This is a genomic window from Paenibacillus pasadenensis DSM 19293 (genome assembly GCF_000422485.1).
Lineage (GTDB): Bacteria > Bacillota > Bacilli > Paenibacillales > Paenibacillaceae > Paenibacillus_O > Paenibacillus_O pasadenensis.
This window is the reverse complement of the sequence record NZ_KE383847.1, coordinates 18,713-36,136: the sequence shown is the minus strand read 5'-3', so window position 1 is coordinate 36,136 and position 17,424 is coordinate 18,713. Positions and strand designations below refer to the sequence as shown.

Genomic DNA, 17,424 nt, shown 5'->3' with positions numbered 1-17,424 from the left:
CGTTATACTGACAGTATACCGATGGACGGATCGTTAATCTTGCAGAATCCCGTGATGTTTCTGACACGATTCTGATCATCGCGCAGGGGGAGGCACGAGCATGGGCAGCGAGATGGCGCCGCGGCAAGGCGGCGAACGGCCGACAGGCGATCCGGCCGGAGCAGAAGAGGCGGATTGGACGGGAAACGCGGGCTTGGCGGGAGATGGAGCCTCGATGAGAGACGCGGATGCGGCGGGAAACGCGGGCTGGGCGGGAATCGCGGGCTTGACGGGAATCGCAGACTTGGCGGGAGACGCGGATTTGGCCCAAGGCGGGCCGTTCGGCTTTGCACAAGGAAAAGCCGAGCGCAAGGAGCGCTTCGAGCGGCTGCGGGAAGCCCGCGGCCACAACGAGGCGCGCCGGCTGTTCGGCAGCTACGAGTACCGGTATGGTCCCGGCGAGCATGTCATCGAGGCGCATTGGCATGAGGAGATGGAGTGGCTGTACGTCGCCGAGGGGGAGACGCTGCTGCAGATCGGCACGGAAAGCCTGCTGCTGCGCGCGGGCGAAGCGGCGTTCGTGCCGAGCGGCGAGCTGCATGCGGCGCATGCGAGCGGAAGCGCAGGCTGCCGCTTCTTCGCGCTCGTGTTTCACGGAGCGCTGCTGTCGGGCGCGGCCTTCGACGCGGTGGAGGAACGCGTCGTGCTGCCGCTGCTGGAGCGGCGCGCGATGTTCCCGCGGCAGGCGCGGCCGCAGGAGCCGGCCGGCGCGCTGCTGCTCGGCGAGCTGGCGCACATCCGGCAAGCCTGCCGCCAGCGTCCGCCGGGCTGGGAGGCGGCGGTGAAAGGCCGGCTGCTGCTCATGCTCGCCGGCACGCATGCGCTCGGCGCGGCCGAGGATCGACGGGCGGGCGCGGACGGCGGCCCGGCGAGCGGGGTGGCGGCGGACGCGGCCAAGGTCGAGCGGCTGAAGCGGGTCATCTCTCATCTCCAGGAGCATTACGGACGCCCGATCCGCATCGCCGAGCTGGCCGGCCTGGCCGCGATGAGCGAAGGGCATTTCAGCCGCTTCTTCCGCGAGATGACCGGCCAGACGCCGATCGCCTACCTCAACGCGCTGCGCATTCGCCGCGCGGCCGAGCGGCTCCGACGGACCGAGCTGCGCATCGCCGACATCGCGCTGGAATGCGGCTTTGACAACATCAGCTACTTCGTGCGCCAATTCCAGCGGCAGCTCAAAGAAACGCCGTCGGCATTCCGACGGCGTAACGGGCAGAAGTAGATGATCATGCCTTTCTTTTCTATGTTCGCCTTCTCAATCTAGAAAATCTTGGTATAATCGATTCAAGAAATGCGCATAGGCTTTAAGGGCGGTCGGCGGCTCTCCCGGTTGAAGGGAGGTGTTGCCCGTGGAAGTGTTTCAGGCTTTATCCCTCATGTTCATGTTCGGGATGTTCCTGCTGGCGCTGCTCACGTACCTGAAAAAGAAGTAGACCGCCCACACCCCTCATAAGGTCGGCGGTCTATTTTGCTGCTGCTGACACTTACGGGGGCAAGCCGCCGCTCTTAATGCGGAAGCCATTTCCCGGAGGTCCCGGTGCGTCAACACCGGGGCCTCTATCTATTTTTAAGCATACCACACCCTTTTTATACCATCAAGGCCGCTATCTAGGCCGATTTCAGCTCGCCCGCCCCTCCGAAGAAGCTAACCTCCCGAGCGCGCGGCACCGAGCTAATCGCCCCCGCTCGCTCTACGAAACGGGGCCTGTTTAGGGCCATGGTTCGGCGGAACGCCAGCGGAGGAGCTTATTGCCGAAGCAGGTTTTTTGACTTTAGACTTGCTCCTTTCATTCTCCCGCCAAATCTATGGATCCAAGGCACAAATGTGCCCTGGATTGCTCTTCCCAAGGCCGATTTGCCGGATCCAAGGCACAAATGTGCCTTGGATTGCTCTTCCCAAGGCCGATTTGCCGGATCCAAGGCACAAATGTGCCTTGGATTGCTCTTCCCAAGGCCGATTCGCCGGATTCAAGGCACAAATGCGCCCTGAATTGCTAACCCAAGGCCGATTCGTCGGATCGAGTCATTTGCCTACGTGCATCGATCCGAACGGCGGTCTTCATGCTCTTCGCCCCCCGCGAAAAAGCCGAGGCATGACGCGGATGTAAACCAGCTCGCCGATCAGCTCCACCATCTTCTGAGCGACGACTGCGGCCGCGGCCAGCCGCCCCGCCTCGCCGGGCAGCGCAAGCGCAAGCGGCAGCACGACGAGCGAGTTGCGCGTGCCTGCGCTGAACGCAAGCGTCCGCGAAGCCTCGGCGCCGAGCCGAAGCAGGCGCGCGATCGGCCAGGCTAGAGCCGGGCCGATGAGCAGGAAAGCGGCATAGGCCGGGATCGCCGGACCGATCGCGTCCAAATGGCGGACGGCCGTACCTGCCTGCGAGGCGACGATGAGCAGCAGCGCCGCCGCCATGCCGGGCACCGGCAGCCAAGCAGCCGCATCAAGCGCCTTTGCCCCGGCGCGGCTGCGGCGGGCGGCGAGCTGCGTCAGCGTCGCCAGTACGAGCGGAGCGGCGACAAGCAGCAGGAAGGCTTGTACGATCGGACCGGCCTCGACAAGAGCGGCGGCCTCGCGGCCGAGGATCAGCCAGAGCCAGAGCGGCAGCGCGACCAGCTGTGCCAGCATCAGCAGCGGCGTGGAGGCGAGCATCAGCTTGCCGTCGCCACGGCCCATCTGGGCGAAGACGACCACATAATCGATGCAGGGCGCGAGCAGCACGAGGCACAGCCCGAAGCGCACGGCTGGCTCCAGCGGGGCCAGCCAGGCCAGCGCCAGGACAGCAAGCGGCACGAGGACGAAGTTGACGAGCAGCAGCCCGGCGGCGAAGCGGCCCTGCGCCCGGCCTTGCCGCAGCTCCAGCAGCGGAATTTGCGTGAACATGCCGTACAGCAGCAGCGCGAGCGCCGGGCTGACGACGACGCCGAGCGGTTCCGCTTTTTCTCCCGCAGTCAGGCCGATCGCCGCCCCAACCAGCAAAGCCGCCGCGTAGACGGCGATCTGACGGCGCTCCAGCCCTTCTCTCGTGATGCGCATGACGCTTCCTCCGCTTCCGCTTGTTTCCTTCCATCCTACTTCATTCCGCCCCTCCGCTCCATCCCGCCGCAACTGTCCCAGAGTTGTCACAACTTCCGGCCGAGAATGCGAAACCGCAGCTTGCCTCAGCCGTTACACGGACAAGGGCATCCAACAGCGGCCATGCGGGAGCTTATCCGCTCTGCGGCTCGTAGCCTGCTGCGCTCTTATCGTTTCCATCATCCGAGGAGGTTCCCATGCTCAAAACGGCTGTCGGCCGCTTCCGGTTCGTCGCTCTGCTGGAAGGCTGGTCTTTTCTGATCCTGCTGTTCATCGCCATGCCGATCAAATACTTGGGCGACTGGGGCTTGCCCGTCACGATCGTTGGCGCCGCCCACGGCGGACTGTTCGTGCTGTATATGATCACGCTGCTGCTGGCCACGATCTCCGCCCGCTGGAAGCTTGGCCGCGTCGTCGGCGCCGTGCTGCTGTCGTTCGTGCCGTTCGGCACGTTCTGGCTCGATGCCCGCATCAAGCGCGACCCGGCATAACAAAGCCAACCATACCAGCTTGCTGAAAGCAAACCAGGACGTGCCGCGGCACGTCCTGGTTTGCTTTTGAGAGCCTATTCGTATCGACCCGGCGACCAAGGCAGCGTCTCGGCTACCAGACCGACAGCACCGTCCTATAGATGGCTAGGAAATTCTTGCTCGCAAGAAAAGCGGCCTCATTTCGGCTTGATGCCGAAATGAGGCCGCTCCAATTGTCTACGACTTCACGACGCGGAATCGCGCCAATCCGATCTCGCCGCGCAGCACGACGGAAACAGTGTCCGCTCCATCTCGACCGGCCGCGGCAGCAGAGTACGCCGGCAGCGCCAGCGGCGCGGCGACGGTCGTCCACGCCTGCGGACCGCCGGTGCGCGGCACGTCGCAGCGCGCGAGCAGCTCGCCGTCCGGGCCGCCGAGGCGCAGCTCGACGCTGCCGCCGCCAGCGCCCGACACGCGCGCCTCGAAGCGGTCCGCGCCCGCCGGCAGCAAGCCGCGCCCGAAGCGCGCCCAGCCCTGGCCGGGCGCTCCGCCTGCAAAAGCTGCCGTCAAAGCTGCCGCTTCCGCTCCGGCCGGGCGCACGCTGTCGCCGCCGTCCCGGCAGGCGTCGATCGCGAGCCCGCGCGCCTCGTCATAGGACGAGGCTGCCGTCCAATCGCCGAGCGGCCGGGCGGCCAGCGGCTCGCCGTCCAGACGCAGCTGCGCCTCGGCGCGGATGTCCGCCGAGCTCGCGCCGGCGAGCAGGCGGCAGACGCCGCTTTCGAACGCCCAGCGGTCTGCCGCCGGATCCCAGACGGCCAGCTGCGACGCCTCGACGCGGAACTCCGCCGCCGCCGTCTCCCCTGCCGCGAGCCGCAGCCGGCGGAAGCCGACCAGCTGCCGTTTCGGCCGCTGAAGCGCCGAGCCTTCGACGCGGGCATACAGCTGCACGACCTCGTCGGCCTCCAGGCCGCTCTCATTCGTGACCTCCAGCCGCACCGTCGCCGCATCGCCCGCCTCCAGCGCCTCCCGGTCCACGCGCAGCTCCCCATAACGGAACGACGCATACGACAAGCCGTGGCCGAACGGATAGAGCACCGGAATGTCTCCATAATGGTACGTGCGGCCGCTGCGGATGATGTCGTAGTCCATGATCGACGGCATCCCCTGCTCCGTCGCCGGCCATGTCATCGGCAGCCGTCCTGCCGGGCTGTAATCGCCGAAGATCGCCCCGGCCGCCGCGCGGCCGAGCTCCTGCGAGGCATGGCATAGCTGCAGAATCGCCGGAGCCTCCCGCTCGAGGCCCTCGAGCGCGAACGGATAGCTGCTCACGAGCAGCACGGCCGTGCGCGGATTGGCGCGCAGGACGGCGCGGATCAGCTCCTGCTGGGCGGCCGCGAGCGCGATGCCGGGGCGGTCCGCATCCTCCTTGCCATTGATGAAAGGCTGGTTGCCGACGACGACGACCGCCGCGTCCGCCGATGCCGCCAGCCGCGCCGCCGCCGAGATCCCGTCCTCGACGACCTCGACGAGGAAGCGTTCCGCCTGCGCCGGCTTGCGGCGCTGCCGCAGCCGCTCGGCGCGCTCCGCCTCGGCGGCGGCGTCCGGATTGGCCGCGTCGGCCGCGTTGACCGCCGCCTCCGGCGCAAGCTCCGCCGGCATGAGCCGACCGTCCGCCAGCAGGCCGACCGGCGTGCCGTCCCAGGTGCGCAGCTCGACCGTCCGCACGACGCGCTCCTTCTCCTCGCTCGGACGGCTGCCCGCAGCCGTCCCGGACGGGCCGGCTCCCGCTGCTGAATGCGCGCCTGCACGGACTCCATCAGCCGCCGCTAGCGCCTGGCCGCCCAAGCCCGCCTGCGCGTCTTCCAGATGGAACACTTCCTTGACGAACCAGCCGCGAGCCTCGTCCGCGCTTGCCGTCAGCCCGTCCTCGGCGTCCGTGACGAGCTTGCCGCTCGACAGGGCGCGAAGAGTCACATTGCCATAGCCCCAGTCGGTCGCCTCGAATACCTCGGCCTCCTCCGGCCCTGCCGCGTCCGCCGACAGCACCGGCCCGCGCCCGACGTAGCGGCCGCTCGTCGCGCTGCGCAGACGCAGCTTGCTGCCGCCGGTCGCATAGACGGCTTCGCCGGCGTCGGCCAGCCGCTCCCGAATGCCGGCCAGCGGCGTGCTCCGGTACGGCGGCGTGCCGCTGTACCAGTCCGTGAACGCCTCGTCGGCCAGCGGCCCGATGACGGCGATCCGCCCCTCCGGCGCGAGCGGCAGCAGCGGCGCGGCATCCCCGGCGGCGGCGCCAGCGATTACGGTCCGAGCCGCTTCGCTGGCAGCTGAAGATCCGCCGCGGCCTCGGGTCGCGGCCTCGTTAGCCGCCGCTTCGCTCTGCGGAGCCGCCGTGCCGTCCGCTCCTGCTGCCGCTGGCTCGTTGCGCAGCAGCACGACCGACTTTTCCGCCGCCAGGCGCGACAGGGCGGCATGCTCGGGCGATCCGACCTTTTCCTCGGGCACGCCTTCATATGGATTCAGCCCCGGCGGGTCGAACTCGCCCAGACGCATCCGCACAGAGAACGTGCGCGACAGCGCGCGGTCGAGATCGGCCTCCTCCAGCAAGCCCTGCTCCAGCGCGTCGCGGATCGCCCGCTTGACCGTCTCCGCGTCGTCGGTGATGCTGTCGATGCCCGCCCGGATCGAGAGCGCGGCCGCCTCGGCGTACGAGCCGACATGCTTGTGCTCATGCACGGTGCCGAGCACGTCGCCCGCATCGCTCACGACAAAGCCGTCCATGCCCCACTCGCCGCGCACGATCGCCTCGATGTCGTCCAGCAGGTTGGCCGGCACGCCGTTGACGCTGTTGTAGGCGGTCATCATCGACTTCGCGCCGCCCTCCTTGAATGCCAGCTCGAACACCTTGAGATAATATTCGCGCTTGCTGCGGGCGTCGATGCTGGCCGAGCCGAAGCCGCGATGCAGCTCGTTGTTGTTGGCATAAAAATGCTTCAGCGTCGCGACCGCGCGCAAATACGCCGGGTCCTCTCCCTGCATGCCGCGCGCGAGCGCCGCTGTCAGCTTGCCCGCCAGCAGCGGGTCCTCGCCGTAAGCCTCCTCCGTCCGGCCCCAGCGGGCGTCGCGCTCCATGTCGACCGTCGGCGCCCAGATCGTCAGCCCGTTTCGCTCCGGGTCGCGCTGGTAAAACACCCTCGCCTCGGTGCCGATCGCCTCGCCGACCTGCCGCAGCAGCTCCTCGTCCCAGGTGGACGCCAGCCCGATCGGCTGCGGGAATACCGTCGCCTCTCCGAGCCAGGCGATGCCGTGCGCGCCTTCGGTGCCGTGCTTGTACTTGGAGAGGCCGAGCCGCGGCACCTCCTCCTGGTACTGCGGCATCTGCCCGATCTTCTCCTCCAGCGTCAGCCGCGAGACGAGGTCCGCGACCCTTTCCGCCAGCGGCAGCTCATGGTTATAAAAAGCGAACGCTCGCGTCGCATCGGCGTTCGTGCTCGTCGTGGCGGTTGAATCGACAATGGCCTCAGCTTCCGCGCTTGCAGCAGCGGTTGCATTCGTGTTCTCGCTCATGCTCGGCACTCCTTCGTCCAGTCCGGATTCTCCCTTGCCCGCTGGGGCAAAGGACGACTCACTCTATCATAAAGCGTTTTCAATCGATTGGTCACCCGCTGATTCGCAGCCGTTTTCATATAGAAATCGGAGATTCCGTCTTGGCGCCGAAACCTTGCTCTGCCGGCCCGCGTCCAAGCTGTCAGCCGCATCATTCGAAGGAAAAGGAGCCCTGAGGAGCTGCCGGTGACCGCGACGACGCTGAACGTAGAGCCCTTCGCCCGCGCCGTCATCGCTCCCGGCATCGGCGTCGGCTGTCGTTCACCTTCATCCGCGGCTGGCGGATCGAGAGATTTCCTAGGGGCCGAGAGACGGCCCCTTCTCCATTCTTTCGAACTTCCGTCCGTCCTCGTTCATCCAGATCCAACCCTGGCCGCTCACCGTCTTGCGGACGAATCCGTCATTGCCCCCCCTCCGTCATCCTGTCGTTGAACGCTCATTGTAGCCCGCCCGATCCGCCGCTGTCGCCGACCTGAATTTCCCATTTCACGCAACTTTTCCTTCGGCCCTCGCGTCCAACGGAGCAGATTCGCATCCCTCTGCAACGAAGGAGACCTGCCGATGAAAAAACCGATCCGCCGCCTGCTGCCTGCGCTCAGCGCCTTGGCCGTCCTGCCCGCGCTCGGCGCCTTGGCCGTGCTGACGGCGGCGCTGCCGTCACAGGCGCTTGCCGCAGGCGCCGCGCCGCAGGAGCGGCAGCCGTCCGCGACCGTCTCCGCCTCGGTCTACAGCGACGACGCGGCGGCACGCTACGACTGGTCGTTCTCGCCCGCCTACGCCGATGAAGCGAGCGGCCGCTCCTATTATACCGCCTACGCCTACGAGACCGGCCGCTACCTCCCCTTGATCCGACAGGTCTACCAGGACCGCGAGGGCTCCTGGCACGCGCTCGAGCCTGATGTCGTCTCCTACTGGGACGGCGTGGCCGGAGAGCCTCGGCTCGCCTTGTCCGGCATGTACAACCGCACGACGCCGCTCGTCGGCCGCTACGATCCGGCACATGACCGGGCCGGCGTAAACGCCGCTTTCAGCGAAGGCGATACGGGCATGACTATGCTGCGCATCGAGTCCTATAAGAAGCTCCAGGACGGCATCAGCACGAGCGTCTCGTACAAGCTTTATTACCGTTCGCCGAAAGGCCTTGTTCGGGAAATCGGCGACTATGGCTGGTCGTCCGGCTTCTTTCCGCTGCCGGACGGCGGCATGATCGGCGAGGCTTACAATGCTCGCAGCAAGCGGATCGAGGTGCTCCGCATCGATCCCGTCACCGGCAATCCGTCTCATGTCGCATTCGCCCGCCTGCAAGCCTACGACGCCAAGAGCAACCGGGCGCTCCTCCTGCTCAACGAGCCGGGCCGCCCCGGCTCCGTGCTCGACCTGAAGGACGGCTCCCGGCGGCCCGCCTCGGACAAGGACCTGCGCGAGATTCGCTCGCCGATCCAGCCCGGGACGTCGTATCAAAATCCGGCCCCGCCGGCGGAGCCTCCGCCGGCCGGCCTGCAGCCGCAGGAGCTGCCGGTGACCGCGACGACGCTGGACGTAGAGCCGGTCGCCCGCGCCGTCATCGCTCCCGGCATCAGCGTCGACCTGTCGTTCGCCTTCATCCGCGGCGGCCGCACGCTGCTGCCCGCACGGGAGCTGATCGAGACCGCCGGACTCCACGTCGAGGCGCACCGAGTTCCCGGCAAGGGCGGCAGCGAGAATTGGTTCGAGCTGACCGGCCCGGCCGGCACCGTCCGCGCCGACAGCGCAACGAGCCAGCTGCTCGGCGACCGCCTGTACGTCAGCTCCGCCCTGCTCGCTGAGATCGGCCTGCCCGTGGAGCGGATCGACTGGCTGCCGCCGGGCGCGGACTGAAGCGGCCGCCGCTGCCGCCGTCCCGCATGGTTCCCCGCATGCACCAAAGCGAACCGCGGCAACCGGGCTTCACCGACGAGGCTCGGGACTGCATGAGCGCCCAGCTCGAAGCCGTCTTCACGGATTAACGCCGTTAGGACGCGCCTCTGCCGGCGGATCGCTCTCCCTTACGGCAAGAATGCCGTTAGGACGCGCCTCTGCCGGCGGATCGCTCTCCCTTACGGTAAAAATGCCGTTAGGACGCGCCGCAGCTGGCGGATCGCTCTCCCTCACGGCAAAAATGCCGTTAGGACGCGCCTCTGCTGGCAGATCGCTCTCCCTTACGGCAAAAACGGCATGTGCACAAAAGCCCTCGCTCCGAGCAGCGTGGGCTTCTTCCACGGTCGGGACCGCAATCCGCTATACCCGTTCTCTACCTTGCTCCGCCGGCCCGCCGGAAGCTATACTGGACCTATCTTAGTCAAGGAGGCCGATGTTCTATGGTGACTACTATCGCAATGCGCCTGTCGTCGATTGTCCCTATGCCGGTCTCTACGGAGCTTGCCGCATGACGCGGGCCAGGCCGCCTGCCGTCCCATCCGGGACGAGGCTGCCTGCCTGACGCCATGCCCATGCCTAAGCCGCAGGAGACCGCTGTCTCCTGCGGCTTTTTGCTTGGCCTTCGGCCGGGCAGCCGCGCCCCCCCGTCCGCAGGTTCGCGGGCAGGCGGCGCGGCTCGCCCGCTCCGTCGCCTCCCTCAATCGGTCCGCAGACCCGGCCTTCCAGCCGCTGCGGGCTTTTTTTCATTCCCCCTACAAAAAAGGAGAGATTCCCTTGAACCCATTCCACACCGATAAAAACAGCGCCCCTCAAGAACCGAACGGACCGGACGGCATCGGGTCCGCTACTAGCCTCGCTTCCCTCGACGAAGAAGCGCTGCAGCCGCTCGGCTGGAACGAAGCCTGGTCCGAGCCGCTCGCGGCGGCCGCCGGCCGGCTGCAAGCCGGCGGCTTGTCCACGGCCGGCCTGGAGCCTGCTCGCATCGTCGCGCAGTTCTCCCATCTGTACCGGCTCGCGGCGGCGGACGGCGAACATCTCGCCGAAGTGACCGGACGCTACGCGCATGGCGCGGCGTCCCGCACCGCCTACCCGGCCGTGGGCGACTGGGTGCTCGCCTCCGTGCCGAAGCCCGGCGACAGCTCCCGCGCCAGCATCCACGCGCTGCTGGAGCGCCGCTCGGCGCTCATCCGCAAGGAGGCCGGCCAGGTCCAGGAGGGCCAGGTCGTCGCCGCCAACATCGACGTCCTGTTCCTGACGATGGCGCTCAACCATGACTTCAACCTGCGGCGCATCGAGCGCTACCTGGTGGCGGCGTGGGAGAGCGGGGCGACGCCGGTCGTGCTGCTGACAAAGGCCGACCTCGCCGACGATCCCGAAGCGCTCGTGCGCGAGGTCGAAGGAGCCGCTCCCGGCGTCGCCGTGCATGCCGTCAGCGCGCAGCTCGGCCTAGGGCTCGAGCAGCTGCAGCCTTATTTGCTGCCGGGCCGCACGATCGCGGTCGCCGGTTCGTCCGGCGTCGGCAAGTCGACGCTGCTGAACGAGCTGGCGGGCGAAGCCTCGCAGCGCGTGCAGGGCGTGCGCGGAGGCGACGACCGCGGCCGCCATACGACGACGCATCGCGAGCTGTTCCGCCTGCCGGGCGGCGCGCTGCTCATGGACACGCCGGGCATGCGCGAGCTGCAGCTATGGGACGAGGGCGGCTCCTCGTCCTCGCATGCCGGCGCCTTTGCCGACATCGAGGAGCTCGCCTCACAGTGCCGCTACGGCGACTGCACGCACGGCAAGCGCGAGCAGGGCTGCGCGATTAAAAGCGCCCTCGCCAGCGGAGAGCTGGACGCCGGGCGCTACGAGAACTACCTCAAGACGGGCCGCGAGCTGGCGCGCGTCGCCCGCAAGGAGCAGGCCGCGGCGCGCAAGAGCCTGCCTCCCGCCCGGAACAAGCAGCGCCGCAAGCAGGAGCGCCGCTCCGGCAAGGAAGCGGCGCAGGAGCGGGACTGACCCGTTTCAAGTGATGAAAAGGACCTCGAATCGCGCCGTGCCGGCGACGATCGAGGTCCTTTTTCGAATGAGGGGCTGCGCTCAGCCGCCGATGACACGGCCGATGCGCGTCAGGATATCGGCGGTCGAGGCCGGATCGTTGACGTCGTACTCGTCGATGTTCAGGCGCAGCACCGGACAGGCGCTGAAGCCGTCGATCCATTTGGCATAACGCTCGTGCATATGCTCCCAATAGGTGACGTCGGTCTGGATCTCCATCTCCCGCCCGCGCTCAGCGATGCGGGCGAGGATCGACGGCAGGCTGCCCTCGATGTAGAGCAGGACGTCCGGATGCGGGAAGTACGGCGTCATGACCATCGCCTCGTACAGGCTCGTGTACGTCTCGTAGTCGACCGGGGACATCGTCCCCTGATCGGCGTGCATTTTGGCGAAGATGCCCGTATCCTCGTAGATCGAGCGGTCCTGCACGAAGCCGCCGCCGAGCTCGAACATCTTCTTCTGCTCCTTGAAGCGCTCGGCGAGGAAGTAGATCTGCAGGTGGAAGCTCCAGCGCTCGAAGTCGTGGTAGAACTTCTCCAGATAGGGGTTGAAATCGACCTTCTCCAGCGACGTGCGGAAGCCGAGCCGCTGCGCAAGCGCCGCGGTCAGCGTCGACTTGCCGACGCCGACCGTGCCCGCGACGGTGATGACGGCGTTTTGCGGGATGCCGTAGGGGTTGGCGCTCATCGGATGCACTCCTTTACGCGCGCGACGATCTTGTCGAACTCGCCGCGGTCGGCTACGAAGTCGACGGAGTCGCCGTCGATCGGCAGGATGATCGTATCCGGCTCGCGCTCGGCCAGCTGGCTCATCGCCGTATCGTAGTCCTCGATCAGCTGCTGCAGGTAGGCCGTGGACATCTCGTCCTCGAACGGCCGGCCGCGCTTCGCGATGCGCTCCAGCAGTACGTCCAGGCTGGCGCGGATGTAGACGATGACGTTCGGCTTGGGCAGATCGTCGGTGAGCACATGGTAGATGTGGCGGTACTTGTCGCGCTTCACGCCCTTCAGCGTGCGCTCGCTGAAGATCAGGTTCTTGTAGATATGGTAGTCCGAGACGATCGCCTGGCCCGCGGCCAGCCTCGGGATGACGGCGTCCTCGAGCTGCTTGTAGCGGTTGCACAGAAAGAACATCTCCAGCTGGAAGCTCCAATCGTCCATGTCCTGATAGAATTTGTCCAGAAAAGGATTCTCCTCGACGATCTCCTTGACCAGCGGGTATCCCCACGCTTCGGCCAGCATCGTGGCGAGCGTCGTCTTGCCGGCCCCGATCGGCCCCTCGACGGCGATATATGGCGCATGACTCATCGTAGCTGCTTCCCCCTTGAATGCTTGCCGGCAGCCGTTCTCGGCTTGCCGGGACTTGCCGGCCTGATCTGGGCATGCCGGGCTGGCCTGGCCTGCAGGGCAGGCTTTGCTTGCTGGCGCGGCTGGCCTGACTGGCGCGGCTAGTTGGCCTCGCTTCGCTTGCTGGCGCGGCTTGCCCCAGTGCTCTGCGCCCGGACCCTCCGCAGGGCGGCCCAAAGACGCACTGCTTGATTATAGCCGCTCCGAGAGATTAGGAGAACGCTCTTTTTCACATTTCGTCAAAAAAGTAGCAGGCTGTCCGTGCAGCACGCCCGGTTTTTCGCGCGCAGGGCGTCTGCTCGCCCGCCGGCCGGCTGCACGATTTTATCGCGCGCAGGGCGTCGCCCGTCTCGCCGCAAGCAAAAACAGGCCGGATGGAGCGCCTGTCGCTCCATCCGGCCTGTTTTGAATGTTACGCCCAGGGGGCGGGTCGAACCGTCACAGCGCCTCGACCGTCAGTTCGGCCATGCGGCGGCCGAGCTCGCGCAGCTGCTCCTTTTCCTCGTCGGACGGGTTGAACTCGACCTTGAAGCCGGGCGCGAGAATCGCCGCTCCGCGCTCGGCCAGCTTGGCCTCGAACTGGTCGACGGCCCCGCAGTAAATGTCGTACGACGTATCGCCCGAGCCGAACGCCATCGCCGTCTTGCCGGCCAGATCGACCGCGTCGAGCCCTTCGTACAGATCGAGGCTCTCGTCGGGCAGATCGCCCTCGCCCCAGGTGTAAGCTCCGATGAATATGCCGTCGTATTGCTCCAGCTCCGCCGCCTCCGCGTCCAAAATATCCCGCACGGTCAGCTGCGCGCCCGCCTCGCGGGCGCCGGCGGCGATCGCGTCGGCCATCTCCTCCGTATTGCCGGTCATGCTGCAGCAGACCAGGATGATCTTCTCCATCTCCCCGCTCCTCCCTTTCGCTCGGGCGATCAGCCCGGCAGCATGCCGTCGAGCTGACGGATGCCCTCATATAAAGTCGCCAGATACAGCCGTTCCCCGCTCGCATCCACGTCCGTCACCGGTCCCGTCGTCTCCACCGGACGGAGCGCGAGCCGGCCTCCCAGCCACGCCGCGCGGTAAAGGCCGCGGTCCGAGCAGAGCAGCGGCTGCCCGCCCCGGACCGCGATCGAGAACAGGAACAGCCCCGGATACCGGTAGCGCTCAAAGCCATGCTGAGGCGTGCCGACGACGAGCTCGCCGAGCTCGCTCACGCCGATCAGCCGGCCGTGGCATACCGCCACGCTCGTCACGCCCGCCCCGAGATCGAACTCCATCCAGGCGGAGCTGAAGCGGTCGTACAGCGCCAGCCCTTTCTCGCATCCGAGGATGAGGTACTGAGGCACGTTCACGATGTCGTACACCTTGCGGTCCGCGAACGCCGCCGAGCCCCAGTCCGCTCCATGCGAGCACCAGAGGCCATGCGTCGTGCACGCATACAGGCATCCTCCCTCGGCGCGGTACTGGAATACCGGCAGCTCCAGCTCCTCCGTCTCCCACTCTTCTCCGTCAAAGATATACAGTCCCCGGTTCGTGCACGCATGCAGCCTCTCTCCCGCCAGGACGAGCCGGTTGACCGTCAATCCGTCCATCTCCGGCGTGCTGATCCGCTCCCAGCGATGCTCCTCGCGCTTGCGGTAAATGCCGCTGCCCATCGTAGCGGCGTACAGCGTGCCGCCCCCCGCCAGCACCGACGAGCAGGACAGCGGCTCCCTCGCCTCGCGCGTCTCCGCCGCGTGGTCCCTCGACATAGCTGCTCTCACCCTCTCTCGATTCCGTATGGATCTATGCGCTCAGCGGCGCGTCCAATCCGACGCTTCCGACATGCGGTCGGCCTCAGCGGCTTGTATGATAATGATTCTCAATCTCATCCTATAGGATACGGATTCCAGCCGCCGATGTCAACGGCATAAAAAAAGAAGGGCCTTCCGGCCCCCCTTCGCTGCCTACAGCCGCAGCTCGAGCGCGACGGCGACGCCGCCGTCCCGGAACTCGACGGAGCGGATGCCGACGACGGACGGCAGCTGCGAGCCGACCGGGATGACGATCGGCTCCAGCGTCCCGGCCGGCAAGGCGATGCCGCGCAGCTTGGCGGACAGCGGCGTCGCGACGAGGTCGGGATCGCGCCACTCCAGCCGGTATTCGGCCTGCACGCCCGCATCCAGCAGATCGCGGTAGCGTCCGGCGATGTCGGCCGTCAGCCGCTGTCCCTGCAGCGTCAGCTGCGCCCCCTCGATGCGGAATTCCGGCGTCACCTGCGGCTGGGCGGAGAGACGCGCCCGCGCCAGATTGTTGATGTCCTCGCCGCTCAGGAACAGCTCGGCCTTGCCGGCCTGGACCATCTGCAGCCCTTTGGCCGCGAGGTCGATCGGCTCATGCGCGAGCGTCAGCTCCTGCTGCGGCCGGATGTACCAGACGGCCGCGGCCGCGCCGGCTGCGGCCAGCACGAGCAGCGCGACGAGCAGGCCGATGAATCCTTTTGCGACTTTTCCCATACGTAAATCTCCTCCTGTCGTCTCTGCCCGCGGTCCTGCGCCAGTCCTGCCCGAAGCCCGCCGCTGCCTGCCCCCGCCATTGACAAAGGCAAGTCCCAGCGGTATAACAAGACAATCATCTCATCTATCGGAAAGGAAGAGAAGAAGCGAATGAACCCCAGCACCCCGCAGCCTCCAAGGCGTCCCGATGCAGCCGGCGCGGACCAGCCGCCCGCGGTCCGGATCGCCCTGGAGGACATCATGCATGCGCAGATGACGCTCAACGAGGTCATTACCCGCACGCCGCTCCAGCCGAACCGCGTCTTATCCGCCCGCTACGGCTGCAACGTGCTGCTCAAGCGGGAGGATCTGCAGGTCGTCCGCTCCTTCAAGATCCGCGGCGCCTACCACCGCATCCGCACGCTGCCGCCGGAGGAGCTGGCCAAGGGCGTCGTCTGCGCCAGCGCCGGCAACCATGCCCAGGGCGTGGCCTACTCCTGTCAGACGCTCGGCATCCGCGGAAAGATTTTCATGCCGAGCACGACGCCGCGCCAGAAAGTGACGCAGGTGGAGTTTTTCGGCGGCGACCAGGTGGACATCGTGCTGACCGGCGACACCTATGACGACGCGTATGCCGAGGCGGCCCGCGAATGCGAGCGCTCCGGCGCGGCGTTCATCCATCCGTTCGACGATCCGGCGATCATCGCCGGCAACGGCACCGTCGGCAAAGAAATCATGGATGCGACCGATACGATTCCGGACTATGTGTTCGTCACCGTCGGCGGCGGCGGCCTCGCCGCTGGCGTCGCCTCGTACATCAAGGCGGTGTCGCCGCGCACCCGCATCATCGGCGTCGAGCCCAAAGGCGCGCCTTCGCTCGAGCTGTCGCTGCGCGCCGGCGAGGTGACGCCGCTCGACTCCATCGACAAGTTCGTCGACGGCGCGGCCGTCAAGCGGATCGGCGACCTGACGTTCGCGATCTGCCGCGACCTGCTCGACGACGTCGCGCTCGTGCCCGAGGGCAAGGCGTGCACGACTCTGCTCAGCCTGTACAACGAGAACGCCATCGTCGCCGAGCCGGCCGGCGCGCTGCCGGTCGCCGCGCTCGACCTGTACCGCGACGAGCTGGAGGGCAAGACGGTCGTCTGCATCATCAGCGGCGGCAACAACGACGTCGACCGCATGCAGGAGATGAAGGAGCGCTCGCTCATCTACGAAGGGCTCAAGCACTATTTCACCGTCAACTTCCCGCAGCGCGCCGGCGCGCTTCGCGAATTCCTCGACGAGGTGCTCGGCCCGGACGACGACATCTCGCGCTTCGAGTACACCAAGACGCACAACAAGGAGAACGGCCCCGCGCTCGTCGGCATCGAGCTCAAGCGCCGCGAGGACTACGGTCCGCTCATCGAGCGGATGAAGGGCAAGGGCTACCAGTTCGTCGAGCTGAACAAGGACCCGGTGCTGTTCGATCTGCTGATTTGAGTGATTGTAGTGATTCGCATGATTGGAAGGATTGAAACGGCAAAGACGGCTTCCGCGCCAGGCGGAGCCGTCTTTTTCCTAGATGCGTTCAAGAATTCCCGCTCTGCGACGCGCGTCCCGAGTAGCTTGCCTCCACCTCAGCCGTCGAGGAATGAAAGCTGACCGTGTAGGTGCCGGACGGCATGCCCTCGGGATAGTCGCGTTCGCTGCTCCAGGCGAAAGGCTGCCCCGGCTCGACGCTCTCCGTGAAGTAGAACGCGCCGGACGAAGGATGAGAGACGGAGATCGTCGTCGCACCTTCTCCCTCATTGAGGAAGTCCAAGGCGACGAAGCCGTGATGCCGAGGAACCTCGAAGGAAACGGAGGTCATCTTGCTGCCGCTGGTCCTGCCGGACCATGCGGCGTCCTCGTCGGGAACGCCGGGCTTCGCGGGCAAGCCGACCGCAGCCGGGGAGTCGTCCAACTTGACTGATACGCGACCGGACATCGGTTCGTTCAAGATCGGAGCTCGGGAAGAGGCAGAATTTCTGCCTCCGTTGTTGTCGGCAGATAAAAACCACGATGCGCTCAGCGCAGCCACAAGAAGCAGGCTCCCCGCCAGCAGCAGCTTTGCCGGACGTTTCATGTTTCCCCCTCCTCTCTGGATTCGGCAGAATTCACCGTTCCAGCTTCTATTGCTATTGCTATTGCTATTGCTATTGCTATTGCATTCGCCAAGTCCGATTCCAAATGCACTCTGCTTTCTGGCAAGGCACTCTCGACTCCCTGGCGGGGCGGGTCAGACTGAAATCGACGAACCAAGGCACTCTCGACTCCTTGGCGGGGCGTGACAGATTGGAATCAACCAACCAAGGCACTCTCGACTCCCTCGCGGGGCGGGACAGACTGAAATCCACCAACCAAGGCACTCTCGACTCCCTGGCGGGACGGGTCAGACCGGAGTCCACGAACCGAGGCACTCTCGACTCCCTGGCGGGACGGGTCAGACTGAAATCCACTAACCAAGGCACTCTCGA

At 66.4% G+C, this 17,424-nt stretch carries 14 protein-coding genes; 6 read left to right on the top strand and 8 right to left on the bottom strand.

Annotated elements, in window-relative coordinates; genetic code table 11:
- Positions 1-100: 100 nt before the first annotated feature.
- Both H582_RS0110995 and H582_RS32820 read left to right on the top strand, forming a co-directional pair.
- Complete coding sequence (locus tag H582_RS0110995; RefSeq protein WP_240478994.1) at positions 101-1,261, top strand: AraC family transcriptional regulator; 1,161 nt, start codon at positions 101-103, stop codon at positions 1,259-1,261.
- Positions 1,262-1,379: 118 nt separating this feature from the next.
- Positions 1,380-1,472: a putative holin-like toxin gene (locus tag H582_RS32820; protein ID WP_338047394.1), complete on the top strand. Its 93-nt coding sequence runs from the start codon at positions 1,380-1,382 to the stop codon at positions 1,470-1,472.
- Between the two features lie 626 nt (positions 1,473-2,098).
- On the opposite strand, the gene H582_RS0110985 is transcribed toward H582_RS32820, so the two are convergent.
- On the bottom strand, positions 2,099-3,073 hold the full coding sequence (locus H582_RS0110985; protein ID WP_205621421.1) for an arsenic resistance protein: 975 nt from the start codon (positions 3,071-3,073) through the stop codon (positions 2,099-2,101).
- 236 nt (positions 3,074-3,309) lie between these two features.
- On the opposite strand from H582_RS0110985, the gene H582_RS0110980 reads away from it, so the two are divergent.
- Entirely contained in the window at positions 3,310-3,603 is a 294-nt protein-coding gene (locus H582_RS0110980; RefSeq protein WP_028598566.1) for a DUF3817 domain-containing protein, read from the top strand.
- A 216-nt stretch (positions 3,604-3,819) separates the two neighbouring features.
- Here the strand turns inward: H582_RS0110980 and H582_RS27025 are convergent, their stop codons facing one another.
- A complete protein-coding gene (locus tag H582_RS27025) occupies positions 3,820-7,146 on the bottom strand; it encodes a glycoside hydrolase family 3 C-terminal domain-containing protein (protein ID WP_084137083.1) in 3,327 nt (1,108 codons plus the stop codon).
- Between the two features lie 600 nt (positions 7,147-7,746).
- On the opposite strand from H582_RS27025, the gene H582_RS0110970 reads away from it, so the two are divergent.
- Together H582_RS0110970 and rsgA are read left to right on the top strand one after the other, a co-directional pair.
- Entirely contained in the window at positions 7,747-9,042 is a 1,296-nt protein-coding gene (locus H582_RS0110970; protein ID WP_028598565.1) for a hypothetical protein, read from the top strand.
- 873 nt (positions 9,043-9,915) lie between these two features.
- Positions 9,916-11,079 carry a ribosome small subunit-dependent GTPase A gene (gene rsgA / locus H582_RS27020; protein WP_084137171.1) on the top strand — a complete coding sequence of 388 codons (1,164 nt, stop codon included), beginning with the start codon at positions 9,916-9,918 and terminating at the stop codon, positions 11,077-11,079.
- Between the two features lie 81 nt (positions 11,080-11,160).
- Here the strand turns inward: rsgA and H582_RS0110960 are convergent, their stop codons facing one another.
- The 5 genes from H582_RS0110960 to H582_RS0110940 form a co-directional block, all read right to left on the bottom strand.
- On the bottom strand, positions 11,161-11,805 hold the full coding sequence (locus H582_RS0110960; protein ID WP_043111204.1) for a deoxynucleoside kinase: 645 nt from the start codon (positions 11,803-11,805) through the stop codon (positions 11,161-11,163).
- Positions 11,802-12,425, bottom strand: a complete 624-nt coding sequence (locus H582_RS0110955) for a deoxynucleoside kinase (RefSeq protein ID WP_028598563.1) — start codon at positions 12,423-12,425, stop codon at positions 11,802-11,804. The genes H582_RS0110960 and H582_RS0110955 overlap by 4 nt, the downstream gene beginning before the upstream one ends.
- A 477-nt stretch (positions 12,426-12,902) precedes the next feature.
- Positions 12,903-13,355 (bottom strand): flavodoxin, encoded by a 453-nt coding sequence (locus H582_RS0110950; RefSeq protein WP_028598562.1) that lies wholly within the window; start codon positions 13,353-13,355, stop codon positions 12,903-12,905.
- A gap of 29 nt (positions 13,356-13,384) precedes the next feature.
- The gene (locus H582_RS27015) at positions 13,385-14,203 is read right to left on the bottom strand and encodes a hypothetical protein (protein ID WP_052333147.1); all 819 of its coding nucleotides are present in this window, start codon (positions 14,201-14,203) and stop codon (positions 13,385-13,387) included.
- A 195-nt stretch (positions 14,204-14,398) separates the two neighbouring features.
- Positions 14,399-14,947, bottom strand: a complete 549-nt coding sequence (locus tag H582_RS0110940) for a hypothetical protein (RefSeq protein WP_028598561.1) — start codon at positions 14,945-14,947, stop codon at positions 14,399-14,401.
- A gap of 150 nt (positions 14,948-15,097) precedes the next feature.
- On the opposite strand from H582_RS0110940, the gene ilvA reads away from it, so the two are divergent.
- The gene (ilvA, locus tag H582_RS0110935) at positions 15,098-16,408 is read left to right on the top strand and encodes a threonine ammonia-lyase IlvA (protein ID WP_084137080.1); all 1,311 of its coding nucleotides are present in this window, start codon (positions 15,098-15,100) and stop codon (positions 16,406-16,408) included.
- 88 nt (positions 16,409-16,496) lie between these two features.
- Here the strand turns inward: ilvA and H582_RS0110930 are convergent, their stop codons facing one another.
- A complete protein-coding gene (locus H582_RS0110930; protein WP_028598559.1) occupies positions 16,497-17,033 on the bottom strand; it encodes a hypothetical protein in 537 nt (178 codons plus the stop codon).
- Positions 17,034-17,424: the final 391 nt, after the last annotated feature.